Genomic DNA, 24,763 nt, shown 5'->3' on the forward strand with positions numbered 1-24,763 from the left:
CAATGACTTACGAAATGACATTTTCAGCCTTAGGCGATGCAACCCGCAGGCAGGTGTTCGAAGCCGTCGCCAGCCAGCCTCAGGCAGTGGGCGAACTTGCGTCAAAGCTGCCGGTAAGCCGACCGGCCGTCTCGCAACATCTCAAGGTGCTGTCGGATGCCGGGCTGGTGACATGCCACGCGAAAGGGACGCGCCGGATCTATGCGGTGCGCCCCGAGGGGCTGGCAGAGCTGCGCTCATGGCTCGACCGGTACTGGACCGACGTGATGAACAGCTTTGCAGATGAGGTGACCAGAGCAGGAGAGAGGCCATGACAGACCCGATTGTCAAAACAATTGTCGTAAGTGCCTCAGCTGCGCGTGCTTTCGACATCTTCGTCAACCGCATCAGTACATGGTGGCCGCTGGACAGCCACGCGGTGTCCGCATCGCAGGGACAACCGGCAAGGGACGTGGTTTTTGAACCCCGGATCGGTGGCGCGGTCTATGAGGTCATGTTCGACGGAACCCGTGCTGACTGGGGTCAGGTGCTGGCAATCGATCCCGGCCGATCCGTGGCATTCACCTGGCATCCGGGCACCAACAGCGGGTCTCCTACGCGCGTCGATGTGCGTTTTGAGGATTGCGGTTCGGGGCAGGCCAAAGTCACCTTGACGCATTCCGGCTGGGACGTCTGGGCAGATGAAGCGCCCCAAAAGCGCGGCGGCTACGATACGGGATGGGATTTGGTGCTGGGCGAATGTTTTGCCAATGCAGTCTGAAAATGAAAAAGGGCGACCGCCTGGGCCGCCCTTTGCCTGACATCGGTCAGACTTAGTTCTTTTCTTTGTCGACCATCTTGCCGGCCGAGATCCACGGCATCATGCCGCGCAGCTTGGCGCCGGTCGCTTCGATCATATGCTCGTCATTGGCGCGGCGCGACGCTTTGATGGTCGGCTGGCCAACGGCGTTTTCCAGCATGAAGTCACGGACGAATTTGCCCTGCTGGATGTCGTCCAGAACCGCTTTCATGCGGGCCTTGGTCTCGTCGTATTTCAGGATGCGCGGACCGGTGACATACTGGCCATACTCAGCCGTGTTCGAGATCGAGTAATCCATGTTGGCAATGCCACCTTCATAGATCAGGTCAACGATCAGCTTCACTTCGTGCAGACACTCGAAATAGGCCATCTCGGGTGCGTAACCGGCCTCGACCAGAGTTTCAAAGCCGCAGCGGATCAGTTCGACCAGACCACCGCACAGAACGGCCTGTTCGCCGAACAGGTCGGTTTCGCATTCTTCGCGGAAGTTGGTCTCGATGATGCCCGAGCGGCCGCCACCGATGGCCGAGCAGTAGGACAGGCCGATTTCCAGCGCCTTGCCGGTTGCATCATTGTGAACCGCGACCAGGCAGGGCACGCCGCCGCCTTTGGTGTATTCGCCGCGCACGGTGTGGCCAGGGCCTTTGGGGGCCATCATGATGACGTCAACACCGTCTTTTGGCTCGATCAGGCCGAAGTGGACGTTCAGGCCGTGGGCAAAGGCGATGGCGGCACCAGGCTTGATGTTGTCATGGACGTATTTCTTGTAGGTTTCGGCCTGCAACTCGTCGGGCATGGTGAACATGATGACGTCGCACCAGGCAGCCGCTTCGGCGATGCCCATCACTTGTAGACCTTCCGCTTCGGCTTTCTTGGCCGAGGGCGAGCCTTCGCGCAGGGCGATGACCAGGTTCTTGGCACCCGAGTCGCGCAGGTTCAGCGCGTGGGCGTGACCCTGGCTGCCATAGCCCAGGATAGCCACTTTCTTGTCTTTGATCAGGTTGATGTCGCAATCGCGATCGTAATAGACGCGCATTTTGCCGGTCCTTTCTGGTTTGGTTGGGGCGGTTCTACCTGCCGTGCGTCGGATTGGCGATAGGGTTGGGCTTGAGTATTTGTAAAAAAGATGAAGAATAATTCTTGAAAACGGAAAATACTGAAAAAATCATGCTTGACGATATCGACCGGCGCATTTTGCGTCACTTTCAGGCGAACCCCAGCCTGACCACCGCGGAACTTGCCGATCTGTGCCGGATCAGCGCAGGTGTCTGTTGGCGCAGGCTGGAAAAGATGCAGGCAGCCGGGATCATCGAAGGGCAGGAGGCGGTGATCGACTGGACCGCGATGGGCTATGCTGTCGAAGTCTCGCTTCGGATCACCCTGGACAAGACACAGGCCCGCGCCTTTGACGAGTTTATGGAAGAGGCCCGCAACGTGGCCGAGGTGATCGAAATCCAGACATTTCTGGGACGGGTGGATGTCCGGCTGTCCGTTATAGCGCGGGATATGAAGCACTATCAGCAGCTTTATCGGGACCGGATCCTGACCCTGCCGCATATCGCCGATATCGAAGCGCTGATGCATATCGCGCGGGTCAAGCGGGACGAGGTGTTACCGGTATGATCGAGCTGGACGAGATTGACCGCCGTCTGCTGCGTGCGTTGCAACAGGACGCCACCCAAAGCGCAGGTGCCCTGGGTCGGAGGTTCAACCTGTCTCAGCCCGCCACCTGGCGGCGTATCCGCAGGTTGGAGGACGCCGGGATCATCAAGGGCCGGCGGCTGCGTCTGAATGCCGAGGCGCTGGGATTCGGTGTGACCGTGTTTCTGGGGGTCAAGCTGGCGCGCAAGGGACAGATCAGCCTTGAGGATTTCGAACGCGCCGTAAGTGCCATCCCCGAAGTGCAGACCGTCGAGCATGTTCTGGGATTGTACGACTACCGCTTGCGCGTCGTGGCGCGGGACCTGTCCGATTTCGAACGCGTGTTGCGGCGCCGGATCATGACGCTGCCCGGCGCAGGCGATGTCGAGGCGAACGTCCTGCTGAGCGAGGAACGGCTGCCCGGTCCGATTGGGTGACGTGCCTTAATATCTGGTGCGGATGTAATATCCGGGATGATGGGTCAGGCGGGCAAACGTGATCGGTTTGTCTTCTTTCCAGGTGGTGCGCTCCATCTGGATCATCGACGCGCCCGCCGTGGTGCCCATGAATTCCGCCAGCCTTGCGTCAGCGGAAATCGCGCAGAACGCAACCTCGGCATCGTTGAACGGAGCGGCATTCAGCAACCACTCATGCGGTCCTTGCTGGGTCAGGTCGGCGTTTTCCACATCGGGGACGGTTTCGATATTGATCCAGCGCTCTTCAAGCTGGAACGGGCGGTTGTCCGCGTAATGCATACAGACGACATGCAGAACCCGCGTCTCGGCGGGGACATCAAGCTGAGAGGACAGCCAGCGGGGGCAGGCCTCGACAGTCCGTTCCACCAGCGCATAGCGATAGACGGCATTCTGGCTTTCGACCATCTGCCGCGCCAGCGAGAATTCCAGCTTGGCGTGTTTGCTGGGCTCTTTCTTGACCCGCGTCCCGCTTTTGCGCTTGCGTTCGATGAAACCCTGATCGGCCAGTTCCCTGAGGGCACGGTTCACCGTCGCGCGGGCGCAATTGAATTCTTCGGCCAGTTGCGTTTCGGTCGGCAGTAATGATCCCTGAGGCCACACGCGGCTTTCAATACGTCGTTTTACTTCATCTCGAACGGACTGGAAGTTAATACGCTTTTGTATCGTCACAGGAAAAATATCCCTTCAAGTAAAAAGTGTGCGCATCTGTTCAGAAGCAAGCAGAAGTGTAAAGGGGAAGTGACACTGGTTGGCGTCATTTTCTTGTGTTCCCAGTGTTATACAGCACCGAATGGGTCGATTTTACCCGCATTCCGTCGCGTCACTTTTTGTCGCGAAATGGCTTTACTGGCCAAGGTAAAGAGACCAAGACTGCACTGACGATATTGAAAGGACGCCATATGCCTGCCTTGCTGAAGAACGTTGACCCGAACGGGCTCGAAGAATTCTCGGTCGTATTCACCGATCGCTCGCTGAACCACATGTCCCAAAAGTTTCAGGGGGTAATGCGCGACATCTCGGCCATGCTGAAAGAGGTGTACAAGGCAGACGGGGTGGCCATCATTCCGGGCGGCGGTACCTATGCGATGGAGGCGGTTGCCCGGCAATTCGCGCGCGGGGCGGATGTTCTTGTGGTCCGGAACGGGTGGTTTTCGTACCGCTGGAGCCAGATCATCGAAAGCGGCGCCCTGACCAGCTCGACCACCGTGATGAAGGCGCGCGAGACCGGAAATGCCAGCCCGTCCCCCTTTGCGCCCGCACCGATTGACGAAGTCGTCGCAACGATTCGCGAACAGAAACCCGGCGTTGTGTTCGCACCGCATGTTGAAACGGCGGCGGGTGTCATCCTGCCGGATGACTATGTGACCGCCCTGGCCAGCGCGGCGCATGAGGTGGGTGCATTGATGGTGCTGGATTGCATCGCATCCGGGTGTGCCTGGGTGGATATGAAAGCCACCGGCGTCGACGTCCTGATCTCGGCCCCGCAAAAGGGCTGGAGCGCATCGCCTTGCGCCGGTCTGGTCATGCTGTCCGAACGGGGCGAGGCGCGTCTGGAACAGACAAGCTCGGACAGTTTCGCCATCGACCTGAAGAAGTGGCGCCAGATCATGCAGGCCTATGAAAACGGTGGTCACGCCTATCACGCCACAATGCCCACCGATGCGCTGCTGGCTTTCCGCGATACCATGGCAGAAACCAGGGGGTACGGGTTCGAAAAGCTGCGCAAGGCGCAATGGGCATTGGGCGACGGCGTGCGGGCGATGTTGAAAGAGTATGGTATTGTCTCGGTGGCTGCTGACGGTTTCGGCGCGCCCGGCGTTGTGGTCAGCTACACCTCGGACCCCGAAATCCAGAACGGCAAGAAATTTGCCGCTCTGGGGATGCAGATCGCGGCCGGGGTGCCGCTGCAATGTGACGAACCCGAAGGCTTCAGCACCTTCCGTCTGGGCCTGTTCGGATTGGACAAGCTTTATGATGTGGACGCCACCATCGCGCGCCTGAAGCGTGTGCTGGATCAGGTTCTGTAAACGGGCCGGGCCTTAGCGAACGCCAAGGCCCATCTGCATCAGCGTCTTGCGCACAGGCGGCAGGGAATACAGCGCGCTCAGCCCCATTGCGCGCGCATCCCGCAGCGGGCGCGCCTCGATCATCGAGGCGCGGTTCAGCAGATCAATCCCTTTGACCCGCATCTCGATCTCGGTGTGGCGCGCCTTGTGATAGGCGTCCAGCATCTGCGCGTCGCCCAGATCTTCGGGCCGGGACTGCGCCAGATCCAGCAGGCAGCGCAGATCGCCCAATGACATGTTCAGCCCCTGCGCGCCAATGGGGGGCACCACATGCGCGGCCTCGGCCATCAGGGCAATGCGCTCACCCGCCAGCCGTTCCGCGGACTGGCTGATGATCGGCCAGATCGTCCGGCGCGATGCCAGCCTCAAGGGGCCAAACAGGCCACAGGACCGTTCCGTCATCGCAGCCTCAAACGCTTCGGCATCAAGGGTCAACAGGTCAACGGCATTCGGCCCGCGTTCCATCCAGACAATGGCGGACGAAGGCTGCCCCTGCCAATCGGGCAGCGGAACCAATGTGAACGGCCCGCCAGACCTGTGTATCTCGGTCGAGACATTCTCGTGCGGAATAGGATGCGTCACCGCAAACGCCAGCGCTTTCTGCCCATACCGTGTTGTATGCACGTTGATACCGGCGGCCTCGCGCATGGGTGAGTTGCGCCCATCTGCGGCCAGCACCAGCTTGCAGCGGATGCGGCTGCCGTCGCTCAGGCCAACGCGGGCTTCGGCAGTGCGGGTGAACAGGCTGACGGTCCCGGTGCCGGGGCGGAAATCGACATTCGGCAGCTCTGCCAGCCGTGCGACCATCTCCCGGCGCAACAGCCAGTTGGGCAGGTTCCAGCCAAACGGTTGCTCGGAAATGTCGGCTGCGTTGAAATCGCGTATGACGCGGGGTTCGGGCACGTCCCCGCCGGCATCGACAATACGCATGATCTGCAAGGGGGCCGCATGGGCATCCAGCCGCGCCCACAGGCCGCATTGCTCCAGCAGGCCGCGCGCAGGTTGCAGAAAGGCGGTGGTGCGCAGGTCAGACCCGTCCACATCCCGTTCGGTGATCGGTGGCGCGGGATCTACACACACCACGTCAAACCCGGCGGTTCCAAACGCCGCCGCTGCGGTCAGACCGGCGATTCCACCGCCGGAAATCAGGATGTCACAACTGTCAGTCATGGCGCCTCTCATCAGTTCGGGCAGACCCTAGTTCGGTTCCGCCCCCTGCGCCAAGTGACATCCTGTCCCGTATCTCAGCCGCGTGAGATCAGGATCAGGACAAGGAACATCACCGGCACCATCATCAGGGCAGGGATGTAAAGGCCGGGAAGGCCGAACACCATGGCGGAACAGCCCCACATGCTGAGGACCGCGCCGACGGTATAATACAGGTCCTCCGCCTTGGCGTTGGCCGCGTCGCGGGCCAGCCACCCAAAAACCGGAATTGCAAAGAATAGGCGCTGCCAAACCGGCAGGCGTCCGGGCATCTCGATCGCACTCATGGGGCTTCTCCGTTCTGTTCGTCGCTCCAGCGCATATAGGGCTGCGCATGCGGGTGCAGAACGTACGGATCGTCGCAGTGTGACAGGCTACCGCAGGCGGGCCAGAAATGCGGTCAGATCATCCGTGTGATGGTGGATGTGATCGGCCTCATGCGGGTCCGGGGCGACATGAACCGTGCGCATTCCCATCTCATGCGGGGCGGCCAGATTACGCGGGTCATCCTCGAACATGGCGGCCTTGTCAGCCTGAATGCCATCCTGTGCAAAGATGGCTTCAAAGGCGGCTTTCTCGGGCTTTGGCCGATACCCGGCATGTTCGACGCCATAGATTGCATCAAACAGCCCCGAAAGCCCGCGCGCCTGCAAAACCCGCTCGGCGTAGGGTGCGCTGCCATTGGTGTAGACGATGCGCCGTCCGGGCAGGGCGCGAATGTGATCGGCCAGCTCTGCATCCGGGTCCATATGGCTCATGTCCACCTGATGCACCGCGTGCAGATAGGGCTCGGGGTCCAGATCATGTTCGGCCATCAACCCGGCCAGCGTAGTGCCGTATTGGCGCCAGTACTGCCCGCGCAGCCTGTCGGCCTCGGCCCGGTCCACGCCGATGGCCTGCACCACGTAATCCGTCATCAGAACTTCGATCTGATCGAACAGCTGCATATGCGGCGGATAGAGGGTGTTATCCAGATCGAACACCCATTGCGTGACATGACTGAAGGACGGTTTGACCATGGCTTGGGTTTAGGGCGCGGGCGGGGTGTTTTCAATGCCGTACTTGATTGACGCCCCCAGAGACGGATAGACATGTCCGAACGAGGAGACAGAATACCCCATGAGCCAGACCCGATCCCCCACCAAGGATGCCTATAGCCTGATACTCGAAGCCATTGATGTCGGCGTCTACAAGCCCGGCGATCGTCTGGTTGAAAGCGAGCTGGCAGAACGGTTCGGGGTGTCGCGCACCCCGATCCGCGAAGCGTTGCAACGCCTGGAAACCCAGTCTCTGCTGGAACGGGACGGTCGGTCACTGATCGTGGCGTCGCTGGACCACAACCAGATGGCCGAGCTTTATATCGTGCGGCGCGAACTGGAAGGGCTCGCCGCGCGGCTGGCTGCCAAACACGCCACCGAAGAAGAGATCAGGGTTCTTCAGGACATGGTTCTCGAAGATGACAAGCTGGTGGGCGATCCGATGGCGCTGTCACGTGCCAACCGGCGCTTTCACGAACAGATCCATCTGGCCTCGCACAACCGCTACCTTGTCCAGCAGCTTGATCTGGTGCACCGGACAATGGCCTTGATGGCGACTACGTCCTTGGCCGTGCAGGGGCGCGGAGAGATTGCCCAGAGCGAACATAAAGGCATTGTCGAAGCCATTGCCGCGCGCGATGAAGAGGCGGCGGGGCGGGCGCTCAAGGACCATATCTCGATCGCGTTCATGACGCGCCTGAAACAGGACGCAAGCCGCCGCGACAAGTGATTATCAGGTCAGCGGCTCGTCTTCGCTGGCCTGCCCGTGCTGGGTTTTGTCCCAGAAAAACGGGTTGGTCGCCAATTCCCACAGCGCCTTGTAACCGGCAATCACGCCCAGCGGGAAATAAAGAAACATCGTCGGAACCCAAAGCAAAAGAAACCGCCGCTCACGCGCGGATACGGCGATCAGGCCAACGCCGATACTCAGCCCCTCTGCCACCAGAAACAGCCCGATCAGCGCGTTTGAGATGGATTGCGGCAGAATAGGTCCCATCGGATTGGCCAGCCCCAGACTCGACAGCCAGAATACCCAGAGAACGGGTGCCAGCAGAAATTGCCCCAGCGTACCCAGAAAGAACGCCTGAAGGCCCAGAAATCTGGCACCTCCAAGGTCACGCCACAGCATTTGCGGGCTGCGCATATGCACCAGATACGTGACCATGAACCCCTTGAGCCAGCGCGAGCGCTGTTTGACCCAGGGCCAGGCCCGGAAATTCGCCTCTTCATATGTTGTGGTATCCACCATTTCGGTCCGGTAGCCGGCCCGGCACAGCCTTAGGCCCAGATCAGCATCCTCGGTGACGTTATGGGCATCCCAGCCGCCAAGTTCCAACAGCTTGTCGCGACGGAAAAAGAACGTGGTGCCCCCAAGTGGCACTACCAGCCCCATGCGGGCGATCCCCGGCAGGATCACGCGGAACCAGCTGTTGTATTCGATGGTAAAGCAGCGTGACCGCCAGTTTGTGCGCGGGTTGTAGTAATCCAGAACTCCTTGCAGGCACACCACATCCGGCGCGGCCTGGGTGAAATGCGCTACCACGCGCTCAATCTGATCCGGTTGTGGGGCGTCCTCTGCATCCCAGACGCCAACGAAGTCGCCCCGGCAGAAATCCAGCGCGTAATTCATGGCGCGGGGTTTGGTGGTCAGCCCGTTCAGCTCAGGCACCTCGACGATGCGCATCCAGCTGGGCAGGCTCACCTGTGCAAGGGCATTGCGCGTCACGTCATCCTTTTCCTCAAGCACAAGGATGACATCCAGCAACGCCTTGGGATAGGTCAGCCGCTGCAGCCTGTGCACCAGAGCGTTCGCGATCTCGCGCTCCTTGTACAATGGCACCATGATCGACACGCAGGGCTGCCGCAATGTGATGGCCGCTTCGGTGTGGTCCGGCTGCGTTCTCAGGCGATGCCAAAGATAAGCCAGCGTGCCAGCCATCCGAAAGACCGCAAAAAGCACCAGAGTTCCCACAGCCATGCCCAGCATCGCCAGCAGGCCAAACGCCGGGAACATGGCAAACAGCCCCAGCACACACAACAGGGCCACCGAAGGCCCCACGCGCGACCTGAGGGTCCAGTTGCGGCAGCTTTGCGCGGGATCAACCCGCGTTTCCGCCGATCTGGCCAGAGACCCCGAGAATTGCCGCGCAATCGTTCGGTCAATCTGATCAGAGGCCGCCAGCACCGGGATCACGGCATAATCGCATTCCCGCATCCCGGCGGTCACGGTTGCGAACCGGTCGGGCCGGGCGGTGGCCACCAGAACAAGGGGGCCAATCCGCATCCAGGGGATGACATTGTGTTTCAGCCAGAAGTCGACCGGCATCAACCCGCTCAGTTCCGACATCGGCGGGATCTGTTCAAGATCGGCAATCTGCCAGCCGGATTGCGCGGAAAGCGCGCGCAACACGTCCTGCCGGGTGGCATAGCCTTCGCCGACCAGTATCTCTCCCAGCGGAGCGTTCTGTCTGGTTTGCTGGCTCAGCGCATGGTCCAGCTGGGATCGGGTTATGGCCCCGGTTTCCAGCAGGCAGGTGCCCAGCGGCTTCCGATACCCGGGCGCGGGGATCGGTGCGGCGGACGTGAAATCCAGAAGATTAAGCTCAGCCATAACAAAACCCTGGCGCAGTTACCTACACTCAGGGTTGTTCGATCAGGGTTAACGCCCGGTTAACACTGCACAGACAAGCAGTTATGCTTGCTCTTTCTTCTTTTCCATGGCCTCGGCAAAGCGCTCGAACAGATAGAAACTGTCCTGCGGTCCGGGCGATGCCTCGGGGTGGTGTTGCACCGAATAAACCGGCCGGTCCGCCATGCGGATACCGCAGTTCGAGCCGTCAAACAGCGACCGGTGGGTTTCCACGACGCCATCGGGCAGGGATTGCGCATCGACAGCGAAACCGTGGTTCATCGACGTGATCTCGACCTTTCCGGTGTCCAGGTCCTTGACCGGGTGGTTCGCGCCGTGGTGGCCGTGGTTCATCTTGACCGTCTGACCACCCAGCGCCAGCGCCAGCATCTGGTGTCCAAGGCAGATGCCGAACACAGGCAGGTCTGTCGTCTCCAGAATCTCTTTGATCATCTGCACGGCGTATTCACCCGTTGCCGCCGGATCGCCGGGGCCGTTCGACAGGAACACACCGTCAGGCTGATGCGCCAGCACGTCGGCTGCGGTGGCAGTCGCGGGCAGAACGGTAACGTCACACCCAGCGGATGCGAGGCAGCGCAGGATGTTGCGCTTGGCGCCATAGTCAACGGCAACGACCTTGTGGGCAGGGGCCTTCTGACGTTGGTACCCATCCGGCCAGGCCCACCGCATCTCATCCCAGCGATAGCTTTGGGCGCAGGTGACATCCTTGGCCAGGTCCATGCCTTCCAGCCCTGCAAAACCACGCGCGGCGGCGACCAGCGCCTCGATGTCAAAATTTCCCTCGGGATCATGGGCCAGCGCCACATGCGGCGCGCCCTGCTGGCGGATGGCACGGGTCAGGCGGCGGGTATCGACACCCCCGATGGCGATGCGCCCCCGACGCGCCAGCCAGCCCTTGAGCTCCTCGGCCGAGCGCCAGTTTGATGGCTCGGTCGGATCCCATTTCACGACCATGCCCGCCGCGACCGGATCACCGGTTTCGTCATCTTCCGGGTTCACGCCGACATTGCCGATATGAGGGAATGTAAAGGTCACGATCTGCCCGGCATAAGAAGGGTCGGTCATGATCTCCTGATATCCGGTCATCGCGGTGTTAAAGCACAGCTCGGCCACGGTTTGCCCGGTCGCGCCGAAGCCTGCGCCGTAAAACAGGGTTCCATCGGCCAAAGCCAGACATGCGGTGGGCTTGGACGGGGCATTCGGGGCCATGGCGCGACTCTCCTGTAGGGTAAATCGGCGCATACCTAAGGGGGTTGCGCGTCTGGGTCAAGTCTGTTCAATTTTTGGGCTATTGTTGTTTTTCAATGGTTTAGCTGTATTCACCCCCGGTTGTGTCAGGCTTTTTGTTTCGATATGGTCGGGGTTCCGTTGTCATGGGGATGGACAAACCAAATGGACATGCGATCACGGGTGAATGCCGCCCTGAAGCAAGCAATGAAAGACAAAGCAGCCGAGCGTCTGTCGACGCTGCGGTTGATCAACGCCGCCATCAAAGACCGCGACATCGCGGCACGTGCGTCCGACAATGAAGAAGCAAAGGGATGCAGCGACGCAGAGGTTCTTGAAATCCTTGGGAAAATGACCAAGCAGCGCAAGGAAAGCGCCCGCGCCTACGAAGAGGGCGGTCGCCTGGATCTGGCCGAACGCGAGATTCGCGAAGTCGAGGTGATCGAGGAATTTCTGCCCAAACAGCTGGATGACGATGAGGTCAGCAAGGCCATTCAAACCGCCATCACGGCAACCGGCGCGGGTTCGATCCGCGATATGGGCAAGGTGATGGGCGAGTTGAAAACGCGCTATACCGGCCAGATGGATTTCGGCAAGGTCGGTCCTATGGTCAAGGATCACCTGTGCGCAGCCTCAAACGGAGATTGCTGAGGCACTGGGCCTCGGAAAACATTACTGCGCGACCGGCTCGCGCAGTCTTAGGACCAGCTCGTCATAAAGCGTGATCCGCTCATCTTCGGACAGAAACGCCCCGATTTCGACCTCGCGCCCGTCTCCGACAAGGGTGACATAATGTGGAACCGGGCCGCCTTTCTTGTGCATCGCGGGCCGCGCCCAATAGCGGTTGCAAGACCATTCGTGCTGCTCTTTGCCGGGGGTGTGGTGCACCAGCCGCGCATGTGTGCCCGACAGGGTCAGAACCTCGAAAACACTGCGGGCGCGGTAGTTGGTCTTGATGGCCAGCCACAGCCCCAGCACAGTGATCAGCAGAAACGGCAGCAACCCCCACAGGATCACGGAACCAAGCGTGGCCAGCAGCGGGATCAGGCCAAATAGGAACACCGACAGGATCGTGATCATCGCCCCCCGCGGCGGCAGCGAGTTATGCGGCCAAAGCCGCAGTTCCTGTTCGGTTTCCGAGGTCTGATTCCACGTATAGGGCATACCGAGAACATAGCGCAGCGCCGCCTCATGTCGACGGGTTTTGATCAGACGACGTGGCCGACCCGAGACCAGGACAGGGCGTCATCCAGACGATCGTCACCCCAGAACACCTCTTGCCGGACAACAAAGCTGGGGGCGCCGAAAACACCCAGTTTGACGGCGGTTTCGGTTTCCGCCTCAAGGGCCGCGACGATGTCGTCGCCCTGCGCGCGTGCCAGGGTCAGTCGGGGGTCCTGCTGACACCGCAAAAGCGCCTCGGACAGCGCACTTTCGCGACCGGCTTCCACCCCTTCCTCGAACCAGATGCGATAGAGCGTTTGGGTGAACGTCACGCCCCAGCCATCCATCATTCCAAGCAACGCAACCTGATTGGCCAGTGGCAGATTGGAAATCGGATAGGGCGCGGGCAGGTTGGCGTGGATGTGGTACTTGGCACAGCGGCGTTCGATGTCGCGCCACATGTAAGCCGATTTCACAGGCTTTCCGGCAAAAGGGATGTTCTGCTGGGCCGACATCACCGTGCGCACGTTGAACGGGCGCCAGTTCACCGTGGCGTCATGCTGGGCGCACCATTCCTCCAGACGCATCACGGTCAGGAAGCTGTACGTGCTGCCAATGGAATACCAAAAGTCGATCTCGGGCATTGCCGACCCTCCGACTGTTCCGTCCGCACATCATAGCCGATTTCGTCGCACTTGGCGAACGCGGGGTGAGAGCAAAGAAAAACCCCGCCACCTAGGCGGGGTTTCTTGGATCAGGTCGGGATCAGTGCGCGTGGCCCTTGTCCCAGTCTTCCTGCTTGGGCAGCTGCTCGAACGTGTGTTCGGGCGGCGGGGTGGGCAGGGTCCATTCCAGCGTATCGGCATACTCGTTCCAGTAGTTGGGCCGTGTCTCGCGTGCGCCACGCAGCAGGGCGTAGATCACGATGCCGAAGAACAGCAGGAACGAGGCGAACGAGATAAACGCACCGATCGACGAAACATAGTTCCACTGCGCGAACGCTTCGGGATAGTCGATGTAGCGGCGCGGCATGCCCTGACGACCCAGGAAGTGCTGCGGGAAGAAGGTCAGGTTGGCGCCGATGAAGAACATCCAGAAGTGAACCTTGCCCCAGAACTCGGAATACTGGCGACCGGTCATTTTTGCGAAGTAGAAATACATCCCCGCAAAGATCGCAAAGACAGCACCCAAGCTCATCACATAGTGGAAGTGTGCCACCACATAGTAGGTGTCGTGATAGGCACGGTCCACGCCAGCCTGCGACAGCACCACACCGGTCACACCGCCAACGGTGAACAGGAACAGGAAGCCAAAGGCAAACAGCATCGGTGTCTTGAACTCGATGGAACCGCCCCACATGGTCGCGATCCACGAGAAGACCTTAACGCCCGTCGGAACCGCGATGACCATCGTGGCCAGCATGAAATAGGCCTGCTGACGCAGCGACATGCCAACGGTGTACATGTGGTGCGCCCACACGACAAAGCCCAGCACACCGATTGCGATAATCGCCCAGACCATCGGCAGGTAGCCAAAGATCGGCTTGCGCGAGAAGGTCGCGATGACATGGCTGATGATGCCGAAACCGGGCAGGATCACGATATACACTTCCGGGTGGCCAAAGAACCACAGGATGTGCTGATACAGGATCGGGTCACCGCCACCGGCCGGATCAAAGAAGGTAAAGCCAAAGTTGCGGTCCATCAGCAACATGGTGATCGCGCCCGCCAGAACCGGCAGCGACAGCAGAATCAGCCACGAGGTGACGAAGATCGACCAGCTGAACAGCGGCACCTTGAACAGGGTCATGCCGGGGGCACGCATGTTCAGGAAGGTGGTGATCATGTTGATCGCGCCGAGGATCGAGGAGGCGCCCGATACGTGCACGGCAAAGATCGCAAGGTCCATGGACATGCCGCCCTCGGTCGTGGACAGCGGCGGGTACAGAACCCAGCCCACGCCCGAACCCATCTGATCGTTACCACCCGGGCTCAGCAGCGAGGCCACACCCAGCGAGGTACCGGCAACATAAAGCCAGAAGGACAGGTTGTTCATCCGCGGGAACGCCATATCCGGCGCGCCGATCTGCAACGGCATGAAATAGTTGCCAAATCCGCCGAACAGGGCAGGGATGACAACAAAGAACATCATCAGAACACCGTGATAGGTGATCATCACGTTCCACAGATGCCCGTTGGGCGTACACGGGTCGGCCATGAAGCCTTCCAGGCACATGTACTGAACACCGGGGTGCATCAGTTCAAGCCGCATGTAAACGGTCATCAGAACCGAGATCAGACCGGCCAGAGCCGAAACGATCAGGTACAGAATCCCGATGTCCTTGTGGTTGGTCGACATGAACCAGCGCTGGAAAAAGCTGCGCTGGTCTTCATGGTCGTGACCATGAATGGCTGCGTCTGCCATTATAGGTGCCTCCTGTTGCAACTACACCGCGCAGCCGGACCTCTCCAACGCGCGGGATTCCTGCTGGTTTTAGAATGCGTAGGGGCGACCTTCAATGGCCGAGTTTGATCTGGATCAAGATAAATGGCCGCACCCCCCTTGAAAACGGGTGTTCGAGAAGCCGGGATCTGAGCGTTCGGGGGGGGCTGGTGATACAGCGGGCCTAGCGCCTGTGTTCAGGTCGCCCGCAATGGGTCCGTCTCTCAAAGCTGACCGGAAAGGCGTGAACCTTTGCCTCTGGCCAATCACCCGAACCGAGGACAGGGAAGGGGGGAGCCCCGAGACCTTCTAAGACATTCGTGCTTGCGCAGCGAACTACCTGTGGCCCACCCCGCCCTTGTCGCGCACCTTGAGGCGCATCGAGTTAGCCTGCCATCTAATAGGCTCACACAGCGTTCGGAACACCTTGAAGAAATGCTGATCACTCGATCTCGTTTTTGAATATCCTGCCGTCCTTCATGATCAGGTCGAAGTTTGCATCGGGGTCCGCGACCAGATCGATATCGTCCATAGGATTGCCATCGACGAGGATCAGATCAGCATAAGCGCCTTCCCGGATCACACCAAGCGGGCCTTCCTGGTACGGGTGGCGCGGTCCGGCGAGTTCTATCAATTCAGCATTTGTCGAGGTCGCCATTTTCAGAACCTCGTATGGCGTGTACCAAGTCTTCATCTTCGCCAGGAATTTGCCTTGTTTTTTCGCAAGCTCCGCATCGAAAAGCATATCTGTGCCGAATGCGACCTTCACGCCGATCTCTTTGGCCATATCGATTGAGGTCGTGGTGCCATCAGTAACCTCCACCCATTTCGCTGTGCTAACTGGGTCGCTGAATGAGAAAGCGTCCTCGTCGTCAAGCAATGGCTGGACAGACAACCAGACGCCGTTGTCCTTCATCATCTGTAGGGTTTCCCTGCTGAGCAAATTGCCGTGCTCAATGGTTTTGACCCCGGCTTCAATCGCCATTTGGGCAGCTGCATCGGTAAAGATATGCGAGGCGACGTAGGTATTGTAACTTTCTGCAACCGCGACGAATGCCTTCAACTCTTCGAGCGTGTATTGGCTCATGTCGAGCGGGTCATAGACCGACGAAACACCGCCACCGCCAGAAATCTTGATTTGCGAAGCGCCCATGCGCATGACTTCGCGGGCGCGCAGTGTGACGTCGTCAACCCCGTCCGCGATCAGCATCAGCCCCACACGGTTCCAATACCAAAGCGAGTCACCCGGGTTTGAAGGCGCGTCCTGGTAGGCACCGTAGTCAAAATGACCGCCCGTCTGGCTAATCGGAGGGCCAGAAGGCACGATTCGTGGGCCGGGAATTTCGCCCGCATCGATCATCTTCTTTGTCGCGAAGGGATTGCCGCCGACGTCTCGCACCGTCGTGAATCCGCGCATCAGCGTGTCTTCCGATCCCATGGCACCCCGGATTGCGATCTCGAGTATATCTCCGGAAATCACGGTGGTTTGAGCCGCGCAACAATATGAAGTGTGCCAGTGGACGTCGATGAGCCCCGGTATCATCGTGCGCCCGCCACCATCGATGACTGTCCCGCCCGCTACAGCGAGAGGTTCCGTGGTAACCGCAGTAATCAAGTTGTTGGTTACGACGACATTCGCACCTTCCAGTAGTTGTTCGCTTTCGCCGTCAAACACGTTCACGTTGGTGAACAGGATGGATGATCCATCCTGAGACATTGCCGGTGACCAGGCCAAGGCTAACGACAGCACGGTTATTGGAATACGGAAGAGAGCCGGCATTTACGAAATCCTTCTGAAGTCTGAACGGTCTGAAGATGCTCTTTCACGCTATACCTGTATATAACTCTGATCAACTTCACGTTCCGACCGTCGGAAATCCCAAGAGCCGCTCTGACAACGTTAAAAGGCGTCGGCGCGGCCTAGTTGACGAACGTCAGCTTCGTCCATCTGGCGGACCTTTGACTCGACCTGGATGAATTTCTCAAAAACTTAACCAGTTTACGTCCGATTAAGAGTTGCGAAATCTGTACTCTGCTGCCTAGGCAGGCATCACCTGTCGGGAACGCGCCGCATCTGTCTCTGAGGATGTGATCTCATGCCAAATCCAAGTGTACAAAACGTACAACGCCCTCTGAAAACCCGGTACATTTTGTACATTTCACGGCTCAATCCCCCGGCTTGACCCGGCGGGGCGGGTGGACCACAACTCGGGCAAAAGCCCCTCAAGGAACGGATGGCAACCATGGATTATGATCCCGACAACATCTTCGCCAAAATTCTGCGCGGCGAGATACCTTCGTCAAAAGTTTACGAAGACGCCGACACACTGGCCTTTATGGACATCATGCCTCGTGCCGATGGGCATTTGCTGGTGATCCCCAAAACGCCCTGCCGCAATGTGCTGGATGCCACGCCCGACCAACTGGCGGCGGTTATGAACACCGTTCAAAAGATGGCTCGTGCAGTGATGAAAGCCTTCGAGGCGGACGGTGTAACCATTCAGCAATTCAACGAAACCGCAGGCGGGCAGGAGGTTTTCCACCTCCATTTTCACATCCTGCCGCGTCATGACGGCGTGTCGATGCGCCCGTCTGGTAAAATGGGTGATTTCGACCTGATTGCCGAACATGCGGAGAAGATAAAACTCGCTTTGTAGTCAATATTTTACGGTCTGTCTGTGAGGTGATAATCCGGACGATTACCCACACCCGCCCGCGCATATCGCCGCGACCGGAGACAAGATATCCCGAAACCCTTCCTTGGGACCGACCAAGTGACTCAATAGCCGGATAACGCAGAAATCGCCTGCTCCCTTGCAACGCGAATTGGCCATAAGATTAAGCGGGAAGGGGGAAATGAATTGCCGTTCCGATTTGGGGTCGGAACGGCAGACTCGTAACCAAACACTTCTCGGATTTCGAGGGCGAGCCCTTGATCACCGGTTTAACATACCACTCACTCTTGATTGGCAGTTTCATATTACTCGTTAACAACTCTGGTGTATCCCAGAGAATTAAAATTTGCCTAAAGAATACCGTAAAACTGGATCGTTCTTGGTAAATTGCGACGTGTTTCGGAAACAGAGCCTTCCGCCCATCCATATTGTTGTATCAGGGTGCGACAGAATCTGATTCGACGACTGCTGAACCCCAGACAGAATCAGGTTTCCGAAGCGCCAAAAACCTCTTCAAAGGTTTTCTTCAAGGCAGCATCAAGATCATCCATAGTGACCGGAAGCCCCAGATCCACCAACGAGGTCACGCCGTATTCGCTGATCCCGCAGGGAACAATGCCCGAAAAATGCTCCAGGTCCGGTTCGACATTGACCGAAATGCCATGAAAACTGACCCATTTTCGCAAACGCAAGCCAATTGCCGCGATCTTGTCCTCTGCCGGTTTGCCAGTCACCGTCAGCGGTTTGTCGTCGCGCCGCACCCAGACACCAACGCGCCCGTCGCGTATTTCGCCGTGCACGTTGAACTCGGCCAGTGCTGATATCACCCAATTTTCCAGCTGCTTCACAAATTGGCGCACGTCGCGCCCGCGCTTGTTCAGGTCCAGCATGACATAGGCCACACGCTGACCGGGCCCGTGATAGGTGTACTCGCCGCCGCGTTTGCTTGCATAAACCGGAAAGCGGTCAGGATCGGTCAGGTCTTCGATCTTTGCCGACGTGCCTGCCGTATAAAGTGGCGGGTGTTCCAGCAACCAGATGCACTCCGCCGCGTCACCGCGCGCAATCCCGGCGACGCGCGCCTCCATAAAGGCGGTGGCGTCGTCATAACTGGTCAGACCATCGGTGATTTTCCATTCCATGGCGGCCTCATATCCGCCCAAAGCGGGCAGGGGAAGAGAGGTCAGGCCGCTTCGGCCAAACACTGTTGCAGCACCCGAGAATAGGTATCGACCCCTTGTGCGCCCGTCAGCAGGTATTTTCCGCCAAATACCATGGACGGCACACCAGAGATCCCCCGGCTGGTCCAGAACTGCTGTTTCTCTCGCACCAAAGCGATATGCTCCCCGGTCTCAAGCAACTGCCGCGCAGTATCAGGGTTCAGCCCGGCAGAAGTAACAGCCTGCAACAGAACCTCAATGTCGGAAACGTCCTGTTGCCGGGTGAAATACGCGTCGAAAAGCGCAAGTTTCAATTGATGTTGCAGGCCCTGACCTTCGGCCCAATCCAGCAACTGATGCGCCTTGAATGTATTCACGATCCGGCTGTCTTCATCAAAGTTGAAGGTGAACCCCAGTTCCGCCCCGATCGCCGTTAGCCTGTCGCGTGCCTGCTGGCTTTGTTCAGGGGTCGAGCCATATTTCTCAGTGATGTGTTCCCGCAGGTTCTGCCCTTCAGGCGGCATGTTCGGGTTCAATTCGAACGGGTGCCAGCGAAGTTGGGTTTGGATGCCCTGCTGTTTCAAAGCCGCATCAAGCTGGCGAAACCCTACTATGCACCACGGGCACACGACGTCTGACACGATATCGACTTGGATGATTGGGCGGGTGTCGGGCGAGGTCATCTGCGGCTCCTGTCAGATCGAAACTGTGTTGTTTACCGGCTTAGATAAGGCTGCCGCGTGGGATTTTAAACCAGCGTGTTTTTGCCTCTTCACATCGCGCGCGCCAACGTCTATACGCCGCTCTACCAAGTCACTGGCAGTGCGGTCGTGGCGGAATTGGTAGACGCGCAGCGTTGAGGTCGCTGTGGGGTAACACCCGTGGAAGTTCGAGTCTTCTCGACCGCACCATTTCACATTTTGATGTGAAATCCGCTAGAAACTCAAAGATAACAGATGTTTGCGGAGTTCGATAACCATTTTCGCGGTCATAGGCCAATGGGGCTTTGAAGGCCGCTTTTATGATGGTTTTCTTCACGAGTAGTGATCCGTTTACATAGATGTTCCAAGGGCTTGAGAGGAATTCTCGCAAGAGTTCGATAATTTCACTAAGGCTGCGTGTGGGTTTGGTGGTGTGGGACAGCTTATCGGTCAGCAGCAGCTTGTCTTCTTCCAGCTTGGCGATCTTGGCTTCAAGCGCGGCCATTACCTTGGGATTCGAAGTCTCGATCATGCGCTCAACCAGCACATCTTGCTGCTTGTCCAACTCTTTGTGCTGGCGTTTGATTTCTGCCTTCGTCTGCTTGGCTTGATCCCCGCGCTGATCCCAAGCATCTTTCAACATGGACATCGCGATATCGAGCAAGTTTTTGCTTGGGGTCAGAGACCGCAAGATCGCCTCAAAGCCTGTGTCTATTTTCTCTGCACGAATACCTTTGCGGTACTCAGAACAGCCTTTCCTCTGGCAATTGTAGTAGGGGTAGCGTCTGCCGGTAGCGCTCCGGGCATGGTACGCGGTCATGGGTTTGTCACAACACGCGCAGTTCACCGCGCCGCGTAGTGGGAAGTTTTCGTTGATGTCAGGACGCTTCGCCGCAACGCTCCTGCCACTACGCCGCTCTTGAATAACCTCATAGGTTTTGAGTGAGATCAAAGCCTCATGATGTCCTTCGCGGCGCGTGATGCCCCACGGCTCATGCTCAACATAGCCCGCATAGATTACGCGGTTCAGCATATCCGTCACCTTCTGCTGACGGATTTTCCCATCCGGCAGGTCTTTGGGAAAGTCAGGTTGGCTTTCTAAGAACCGTCGCACATCCGCCTGTGCCGAGAACCGACCAGAGGCATAGCCTTCCAATGCTTCCTTGATGATGGTCGCGACGGGTTCAACGCGGGTCAGCAATTTGCCATGCGATCCTGTCTTCTTGTACTCGTATCCGATAGGGGCAGCGAAGACGGAATAGCCGTTCATCATTCGCCCTTTCATGCGGTTGGAGGTTTGTTCCGCGTTCTTTTCGCGCTGATGCTGAGCCACAGACGCCAGCATGTGTTCCACGAGCCGCGAGTCGCTGTCCTCACCAAATTCAATGGACGGGCTTTCCAGAATGCCGCCCGCATCGCTGAGCGTTTCGCGCAGGGCAATATGAGCCTGCACGTTGCGGGCAAAGCGGCTGATGTCGTCAATGATGACCACAACGCTGTCCTTGGGGTGCAGACGCAGGAAGGCCAACATGCGATCCATTGCGGGGCGGCGTTCGAATTTGCCGGACATATCGTCCATGAACACCTCAACCACATCATAGTCTTTGTAAGTGGCGTATTCCCGACAACGGTTTTCCTGAGAGGCGAGGCCATCACCTTCGCGGACCTGCTTGGCCCCAGACACTCGCGCATAGATCACAGCCTTTGTTGGTTTTGGTGTTACTCCTGCCATTGGTCCTCCTCTGCGCGGGTCTGCGCCCATTTGTTGTTCAACAAGGATACCAAATCCGCGGAATCCTGATCCAATGCTTCTTCATCTTCTCCACAGATTTGCGGGATGGGGTGCAGGTCGTAACCGAGATCGACAAACATCACGACGATGGACCACAGAGTTTCGATCAGTTCCTGTTGCTGATCCAAAGGCATGTCGCTGTCTTCCAGCATTGCCGCGTAGACTTCCCAATCTACCGAGAGGCTGGGTCGAATAGGCATATCTTTTTTTTATCTGGCGGACAGGTCATGCACGCGCTCCTTTCTCTGAAATGTTTTGGTGATGGGTTCGTTCCACTATGGTCTCGCCATAGACTGAAATGAGAACAAATATAGAACATATAACCACATCATCTTGCCCCACGCAAGAATAATTCTTCAATCATCCTATGCGCTTAGATGTGACCTTACCGTGGCAGGCACACGATGGTCTCAGGTGAAAGGAGGGTGTAAACGGGTGATCGAGAGTGTTGAAACGATTATCCGATGGGGTTTTCCGGCCAGTTCTCACGGCCATGACGCACACGCAAAATTCTCACCATCCGGTTATCGTCAACCAGATAGATGATTACATGCGCATGCACCGGATGGATGCGGACGGGTGGGGTGATTTCATCTCGCAGACGAGCCATCTCTGGATTGTCGGCAATCAGTTCAATCGTTTGGTCTATTTTGTCCTGATAGGCTTCGGCCTGTATGACGCCAAAGTCTTGAACGCCATCAATATAGATTTGGATCAGATCGGCTTCCGCCTTTGCAGAAAGGCGATAGTTCATTCCGATGCAGCAATTCCAGCCTGTTGTCTGGCAATAGCGCGAATTTCCGAAAGGGATTTGTTGCTGTCTTCGCTGGCCATTGCTTCATCGACCAGACGTTGCATAGCTGCGATCTTGGAGGCACGGTCCTGATCATGGCGGATGAGGTCACGCATGTATTCACTGGCGTTGTCGTAGCGCCCGGATTTCATCTGCTGTTCCACCCAATCCCGCATGGGGTCGGGCAGGGAAATATTCATGCTGGCCATATCTGGTCCTCCTACGCATAGTATGTCACAAAATGACAAATATTGCCATAGGAACATAATCCTGATGTCATTTGAACCAAAGAGTAAGGCGCATAAAGCGAAGCTTTACAAAGCCCTAGTCGCGGCAGCGGAACTGGCAAATGAACCGTTTGATCAGTTCCTGCAAACTCCGTTCGATCCGGCTTGGAACCTTGCGGACAACTATCGGCGTAACCTGCAACGGGGGGAATATTCAGCGATACGGGCGAAGGTGCTGTATGACTTCCTGCTCAGTCATCACTTCAATATCGCGCATTTGGAAGCACCGGAGATATTCCCACAAACGCCTGAGATGAGGTGGCGAGAGATATTAGATGAAATGGCGACATCAGATCGGTTTCGATTGGCCTTGGTGTCGACGGCGATGGGGATCATTGAGCGCGAAAGCCACTTGAAATCAGCGGACACTGCTATTCGGCTTGGTGAGCGCTTTTGCTTCGAGCTCGATAGTGAGGCTGATGGGCACGTGGTTGCATTCCAGGGTGTGAGGGGGCAATGGCATAACATCCCGCTCGGCTCAGACGGTGAACCATGCGCTGAAATTCAAGCGGGTCAAAATCGCCTGCCAAAAACGATGGAAGGGAAACTTGATCCGCTGACTGAAAGCCAAGACCAAGGTTTGCATGAATTTGTACTTATTTCCAGCGATACCCCTGATATTCCAGCAAATATTGTTCAACTGAATATCTGGGTGAAAGAACACAACTGCTTAGTCCATAAAACTATGGCCAGATTCAGAGCGTAAAAGTACCAACCCAACGCGATTTACTGGCTGCGGGTTGGGTTCATTGAATTGAGTCAATATCCAAACAAGTTCTTTAGGCATACGAACAATGATGATGAAATAGCCCAAGTCAGCATCGCTACGGTTGCGACAGCCGCGAGCAGCAATACTCTTGCGAGACCCCGAATGATCTTCCAAGTGGGTCGCCAATTGGGGTGTTTTATTTCTGTCTGATCGCTAAATGTACCAAGAGGTGCCGTGAGGAAACGATCCCAAAGACCTCCACGATCCAGTTGAGTTCGTATATTTTTGGGTTCCAGTGCGGAGGAGTGAGAAAACAGCTGACTGTGCACGTTTTTTACACACAAACTATTGAAACCCAAGTAACCCGCAGGGCCTGAATCCGGGATAGCAAATTGTGCAACCCTCACGGGTAGGTCCTTCCCGCCGCTATGGCAAAGCACGGCTTCGACACGACCTGCGGCTATGTGTCTTTCCCAGTCATATTGGGGGGAGATTACTGATCCGACGCAAATCACTCTGCCGAACTTCTGATCCGAAAACTCCTGGGACAACAATAACTTTGAAAATAAGAGGCTACCGAAACTGTGGACGATCACATCGGGTGGTTCCGTTCGCGCTGACTTCTTTGAGTTCTCAATAGCAGATAAAATTTCTGCACCCAGCTTTCTGACCAGCTTTTCATGACGGAAACGAAAAAAAATCCCCAACCGTTCAAATCCATACTTGTAGATTAGAACTGGTGCGGCATACGCAAGTTTGTTTGAAATGCGCCAACTTAGTTCTTCTTGCCAAGGCCCCCTAGTGTTGAAGCCGTGAATGACTATCATCCAGCGAATGTCTCTACTTATTGGTGAACGAGTACTGTAGTGCCGCTGCTCAAGTGGTTCACCAGCATCTGCAAAGCTCTGGTCGCATACATTACATTTTTCTGCTTCAAGTTCTTCGCCTGTCAGCGGTCTCGATACTCCAGCTTTTTCACACGGTTCCGATGAGCAGTACTGGGCATCAGTGGAAAAGATTATTCCTTCTTCTAGAAGCTCCTCGAGAAGTGTAATCACTTCTTCAGTGCTGACTTTGTATGAGGCATCTTTTCTTATCAGGTCAGGGTCTAGTACTGATGATGTGTTGGTTTCCAATCTTGATTGAATAACCTCAACCAACTGTTCATCGTGACGACCAATGTATCTGGCAGGGTCAATTGTCATCTTGACGAATTCACTTCGTGTACAATCAAACCAACGTCTTCTCGTGTGCACTGAGCCCAAATTCTAATGCGGGAGTCCGTTCCTGAGCCCTCAACCTTTACTTGCCGAGAAAGGCCAGGCAGATTTTCTGAGTTGAAATGAAAAATTCCATCCGATGACGAAAACTGGTTTGCATCAATGCCGTTTTGAGCTTGCCGAATTGCCTCGATATCGTGAATCCCAGTTTGTGGAGCGGTTGCAACCAAATTGACATGACCTCCGTCCACGTTCATCTTGACTGAGTTAACCTTCAGCTCTGGTTTTTGATTGAGCTTGCTGAATGAGCTGCTTAGAGAAATTTTTTGCAACGGAGTGTCGGTCACAGAGAAGGTGTCCAGGTCTGACCAAATTTGTGCAAGAATCTCATCGTGGACCCCACTTTCATTAGGGTGCGTGATGAATACTGCGCAGAACGGGCTCTCAAACTCCCAAACGAAACGAGCAATTTTTCTTTCCGATTTCTCTCTATAGGCTCGAAATTCATACTCATCGCCATTGATGTCTTGTCTATAGTCTTTTGCCTTCGAACGTACCCAACTGTCTCTTCCTTCTCTCCACCCCAAGGACAGTTCTGTATCGCTCAGGGTTGCAGTTTTGAGGGTCTGGACGTGTCGCGGTTTGCTGCCGCTCCTTTGATAGCATTTATTGCAGCAAAGGAGACGAACTATGGGACTGAAACGGACGGACGAATTTC

General features: G+C 57.0%; 28 protein-coding genes, 1 tRNA gene and 1 pseudogene. 11 read left to right on the top strand and 19 right to left on the bottom strand.

What is annotated here, in order from left to right; translation table 11 throughout:
• Positions 1 to 14 precede the first annotated feature (14 nt).
• Positions 15 to 314: an ArsR/SmtB family transcription factor gene (locus ACR0EK_RS09890; RefSeq protein WP_480967782.1), complete on the top strand. Its 300-nt coding sequence runs from the start codon at positions 15 to 17 to the stop codon at positions 312 to 314.
• Complete coding sequence (locus ACR0EK_RS09895) at positions 311 to 760, top strand: SRPBCC domain-containing protein (RefSeq protein WP_480967783.1); 450 nt, start codon at positions 311 to 313, stop codon at positions 758 to 760. Before ACR0EK_RS09890 ends, ACR0EK_RS09895 begins: the two co-directional genes overlap by 4 nt.
• Positions 761 to 812: 52 nt before the next feature.
• On the opposite strand, the gene ilvC is transcribed toward ACR0EK_RS09895, so the two are convergent.
• Positions 813 to 1,835, bottom strand: coding sequence for a ketol-acid reductoisomerase (gene ilvC / locus ACR0EK_RS09900; RefSeq protein ID WP_480967784.1), 1,023 nt, complete (start codon positions 1,833 to 1,835; stop codon positions 813 to 815).
• A 131-nt stretch (positions 1,836 to 1,966) separates the two neighbouring features.
• Here ilvC and ACR0EK_RS09905 point away from each other — a divergent pair, with 131 nt between their 5' ends.
• Together ACR0EK_RS09905 and ACR0EK_RS09910 are read left to right on the top strand one after the other, a co-directional pair.
• Complete coding sequence (locus ACR0EK_RS09905; protein WP_267363387.1) at positions 1,967 to 2,422, top strand: Lrp/AsnC family transcriptional regulator; 456 nt, start codon at positions 1,967 to 1,969, stop codon at positions 2,420 to 2,422.
• The gene (locus ACR0EK_RS09910; RefSeq protein WP_209504239.1) at positions 2,419 to 2,877 is read left to right on the top strand and encodes an Lrp/AsnC family transcriptional regulator; all 459 of its coding nucleotides are present in this window, start codon (positions 2,419 to 2,421) and stop codon (positions 2,875 to 2,877) included. Before ACR0EK_RS09905 ends, ACR0EK_RS09910 begins: the two co-directional genes overlap by 4 nt.
• A 6-nt stretch (positions 2,878 to 2,883) precedes the next feature.
• Here the strand turns inward: ACR0EK_RS09910 and ACR0EK_RS09915 are convergent, their stop codons facing one another.
• The gene (locus ACR0EK_RS09915) at positions 2,884 to 3,585 is read right to left on the bottom strand and encodes a GntR family transcriptional regulator (protein ID WP_209595877.1); all 702 of its coding nucleotides are present in this window, start codon (positions 3,583 to 3,585) and stop codon (positions 2,884 to 2,886) included.
• A gap of 230 nt (positions 3,586 to 3,815) precedes the next feature.
• Here ACR0EK_RS09915 and ACR0EK_RS09920 point away from each other — a divergent pair, with 230 nt between their 5' ends.
• Positions 3,816 to 4,943 (top strand): aminotransferase class V-fold PLP-dependent enzyme, encoded by a 1,128-nt coding sequence (locus tag ACR0EK_RS09920; RefSeq protein WP_480831836.1) that lies wholly within the window; start codon positions 3,816 to 3,818, stop codon positions 4,941 to 4,943.
• Between the two features lie 12 nt (positions 4,944 to 4,955).
• Here the strand turns inward: ACR0EK_RS09920 and ACR0EK_RS09925 are convergent, their stop codons facing one another.
• From ACR0EK_RS09925 to ACR0EK_RS09935, 3 genes are all read right to left on the bottom strand, one after another.
• The gene (locus ACR0EK_RS09925) at positions 4,956 to 6,152 is read right to left on the bottom strand and encodes a UbiH/UbiF family hydroxylase (protein WP_480485980.1); all 1,197 of its coding nucleotides are present in this window, start codon (positions 6,150 to 6,152) and stop codon (positions 4,956 to 4,958) included.
• Between the two features lie 74 nt (positions 6,153 to 6,226).
• The gene (locus tag ACR0EK_RS09930) at positions 6,227 to 6,475 is read right to left on the bottom strand and encodes a hypothetical protein (protein WP_209504235.1); all 249 of its coding nucleotides are present in this window, start codon (positions 6,473 to 6,475) and stop codon (positions 6,227 to 6,229) included.
• Positions 6,476 to 6,562: 87 nt separating this feature from the next.
• On the bottom strand, positions 6,563 to 7,207 hold the full coding sequence (locus ACR0EK_RS09935; RefSeq protein ID WP_480476564.1) for a pyrimidine 5'-nucleotidase: 645 nt from the start codon (positions 7,205 to 7,207) through the stop codon (positions 6,563 to 6,565).
• A 100-nt stretch (positions 7,208 to 7,307) separates the two neighbouring features.
• Here ACR0EK_RS09935 and ACR0EK_RS09940 point away from each other — a divergent pair, with 100 nt between their 5' ends.
• Positions 7,308 to 7,955 carry a GntR family transcriptional regulator gene (locus ACR0EK_RS09940; RefSeq protein ID WP_267363400.1) on the top strand — a complete coding sequence of 216 codons (648 nt, stop codon included), beginning with the start codon at positions 7,308 to 7,310 and terminating at the stop codon, positions 7,953 to 7,955.
• 3 nt (positions 7,956 to 7,958) lie between these two features.
• Here the strand turns inward: ACR0EK_RS09940 and ACR0EK_RS09945 are convergent, their stop codons facing one another.
• Both ACR0EK_RS09945 and carA read right to left on the bottom strand, forming a co-directional pair.
• Complete coding sequence (locus ACR0EK_RS09945) at positions 7,959 to 9,836, bottom strand: glycosyltransferase (RefSeq protein ID WP_480899642.1); 1,878 nt, start codon at positions 9,834 to 9,836, stop codon at positions 7,959 to 7,961.
• 81 nt (positions 9,837 to 9,917) lie between these two features.
• A complete protein-coding gene (gene carA / locus ACR0EK_RS09950; protein ID WP_480899643.1) occupies positions 9,918 to 11,084 on the bottom strand; it encodes a glutamine-hydrolyzing carbamoyl-phosphate synthase small subunit in 1,167 nt (388 codons plus the stop codon).
• 183 nt (positions 11,085 to 11,267) lie between these two features.
• On the opposite strand from carA, the gene ACR0EK_RS09955 reads away from it, so the two are divergent.
• Complete coding sequence (locus ACR0EK_RS09955; protein ID WP_480967785.1) at positions 11,268 to 11,753, top strand: GatB/YqeY domain-containing protein; 486 nt, start codon at positions 11,268 to 11,270, stop codon at positions 11,751 to 11,753.
• A gap of 21 nt (positions 11,754 to 11,774) precedes the next feature.
• On the opposite strand, the gene ACR0EK_RS09960 is transcribed toward ACR0EK_RS09955, so the two are convergent.
• The 4 genes from ACR0EK_RS09960 to ACR0EK_RS09975 all read right to left on the bottom strand — a co-directional run bounded on the left by ACR0EK_RS09960 (position 11,775) and on the right by ACR0EK_RS09975 (position 16,389).
• A complete protein-coding gene (locus ACR0EK_RS09960; protein ID WP_480899645.1) occupies positions 11,775 to 12,266 on the bottom strand; it encodes a DUF2244 domain-containing protein in 492 nt (163 codons plus the stop codon).
• Between the two features lie 44 nt (positions 12,267 to 12,310).
• A complete protein-coding gene (locus tag ACR0EK_RS09965) occupies positions 12,311 to 12,910 on the bottom strand; it encodes a 2-hydroxychromene-2-carboxylate isomerase (RefSeq protein ID WP_209504229.1) in 600 nt (199 codons plus the stop codon).
• A gap of 121 nt (positions 12,911 to 13,031) precedes the next feature.
• The gene (ctaD, locus tag ACR0EK_RS09970) at positions 13,032 to 14,690 is read right to left on the bottom strand and encodes a cytochrome c oxidase subunit I (RefSeq protein ID WP_267366169.1); all 1,659 of its coding nucleotides are present in this window, start codon (positions 14,688 to 14,690) and stop codon (positions 13,032 to 13,034) included.
• A 460-nt stretch (positions 14,691 to 15,150) separates the two neighbouring features.
• On the bottom strand, positions 15,151 to 16,389 hold the full coding sequence (locus ACR0EK_RS09975; protein ID WP_480481396.1) for a metal-dependent hydrolase family protein: 1,239 nt from the start codon (positions 16,387 to 16,389) through the stop codon (positions 15,151 to 15,153).
• 553 nt (positions 16,390 to 16,942) lie between these two features.
• Between ACR0EK_RS09975 and ACR0EK_RS09980 the strand changes: the two genes are divergently transcribed.
• Positions 16,943 to 17,365 (top strand): HIT family protein, encoded by a 423-nt coding sequence (locus ACR0EK_RS09980; protein ID WP_480481394.1) that lies wholly within the window; start codon positions 16,943 to 16,945, stop codon positions 17,363 to 17,365.
• Positions 17,366 to 17,868: 503 nt separating this feature from the next.
• On the opposite strand, the gene lipB is transcribed toward ACR0EK_RS09980, so the two are convergent.
• Together lipB and ACR0EK_RS09990 are read right to left on the bottom strand one after the other, a co-directional pair.
• Positions 17,869 to 18,525: a lipoyl(octanoyl) transferase LipB gene (gene lipB / locus ACR0EK_RS09985; protein WP_480870258.1), complete on the bottom strand. Its 657-nt coding sequence runs from the start codon at positions 18,523 to 18,525 to the stop codon at positions 17,869 to 17,871.
• A gap of 41 nt (positions 18,526 to 18,566) precedes the next feature.
• Positions 18,567 to 19,226 carry a DsbA family oxidoreductase gene (locus tag ACR0EK_RS09990; protein WP_480899647.1) on the bottom strand — a complete coding sequence of 220 codons (660 nt, stop codon included), beginning with the start codon at positions 19,224 to 19,226 and terminating at the stop codon, positions 18,567 to 18,569.
• Positions 19,227 to 19,367: 141 nt separating this feature from the next.
• Between ACR0EK_RS09990 and ACR0EK_RS09995 the strand changes: the two genes are divergently transcribed.
• Together ACR0EK_RS09995 and ACR0EK_RS10000 are read left to right on the top strand one after the other, a co-directional pair.
• Positions 19,368 to 19,454 (top strand) — tRNA-Leu (locus ACR0EK_RS09995).
• Between the two features lie 223 nt (positions 19,455 to 19,677).
• Positions 19,678 to 20,103 (top strand): hypothetical protein, encoded by a 426-nt coding sequence (locus tag ACR0EK_RS10000; protein WP_480899649.1) that lies wholly within the window; start codon positions 19,678 to 19,680, stop codon positions 20,101 to 20,103.
• On the opposite strand, the pseudogene ACR0EK_RS10005 reads toward ACR0EK_RS10000, so the two are convergent.
• From ACR0EK_RS10005 to ACR0EK_RS10020, 4 genes and pseudogenes are all read right to left on the bottom strand, one after another.
• Positions 20,005 to 21,006 (bottom strand): annotated as a pseudogene (locus tag ACR0EK_RS10005) (recombinase family protein); the annotation flags it as partial. The gene ACR0EK_RS10000 and the pseudogene ACR0EK_RS10005 sit on opposite strands and share 99 nt — an antisense overlap.
• Complete coding sequence (locus tag ACR0EK_RS10010) at positions 20,964 to 21,236, bottom strand: hypothetical protein (protein ID WP_480773602.1); 273 nt, start codon at positions 21,234 to 21,236, stop codon at positions 20,964 to 20,966. The pseudogene ACR0EK_RS10005 and the gene ACR0EK_RS10010, both read right to left, overlap by 43 nt.
• A 257-nt stretch (positions 21,237 to 21,493) precedes the next feature.
• Entirely contained in the window at positions 21,494 to 21,790 is a 297-nt protein-coding gene (locus tag ACR0EK_RS10015) for a type II toxin-antitoxin system RelE/ParE family toxin (RefSeq protein WP_480773603.1), read from the bottom strand.
• Positions 21,787 to 22,038 carry a type II toxin-antitoxin system ParD family antitoxin gene (locus tag ACR0EK_RS10020; RefSeq protein WP_480773604.1) on the bottom strand — a complete coding sequence of 84 codons (252 nt, stop codon included), beginning with the start codon at positions 22,036 to 22,038 and terminating at the stop codon, positions 21,787 to 21,789. Before ACR0EK_RS10020 ends, ACR0EK_RS10015 begins: the two co-directional genes overlap by 4 nt.
• 64 nt (positions 22,039 to 22,102) lie before the next feature.
• Between ACR0EK_RS10020 and ACR0EK_RS10025 the strand changes: the two genes are divergently transcribed.
• On the top strand, positions 22,103 to 22,822 hold the full coding sequence (locus ACR0EK_RS10025; RefSeq protein ID WP_480773605.1) for a hypothetical protein: 720 nt from the start codon (positions 22,103 to 22,105) through the stop codon (positions 22,820 to 22,822).
• Between the two features lie 53 nt (positions 22,823 to 22,875).
• On the opposite strand, the gene ACR0EK_RS10030 is transcribed toward ACR0EK_RS10025, so the two are convergent.
• Entirely contained in the window at positions 22,876 to 24,030 is a 1,155-nt protein-coding gene (locus ACR0EK_RS10030; protein WP_480773606.1) for a hypothetical protein, read from the bottom strand.
• Positions 24,027 to 24,763, bottom strand: a 737-nt coding sequence (locus tag ACR0EK_RS10035) for a hypothetical protein (protein ID WP_480967786.1), incomplete at its 5' end; no start/stop codon positions are given. The genes ACR0EK_RS10030 and ACR0EK_RS10035, both read right to left, overlap by 4 nt.

It is taken from the genome of Ruegeria sp. AE4, from assembly GCF_056542185.1.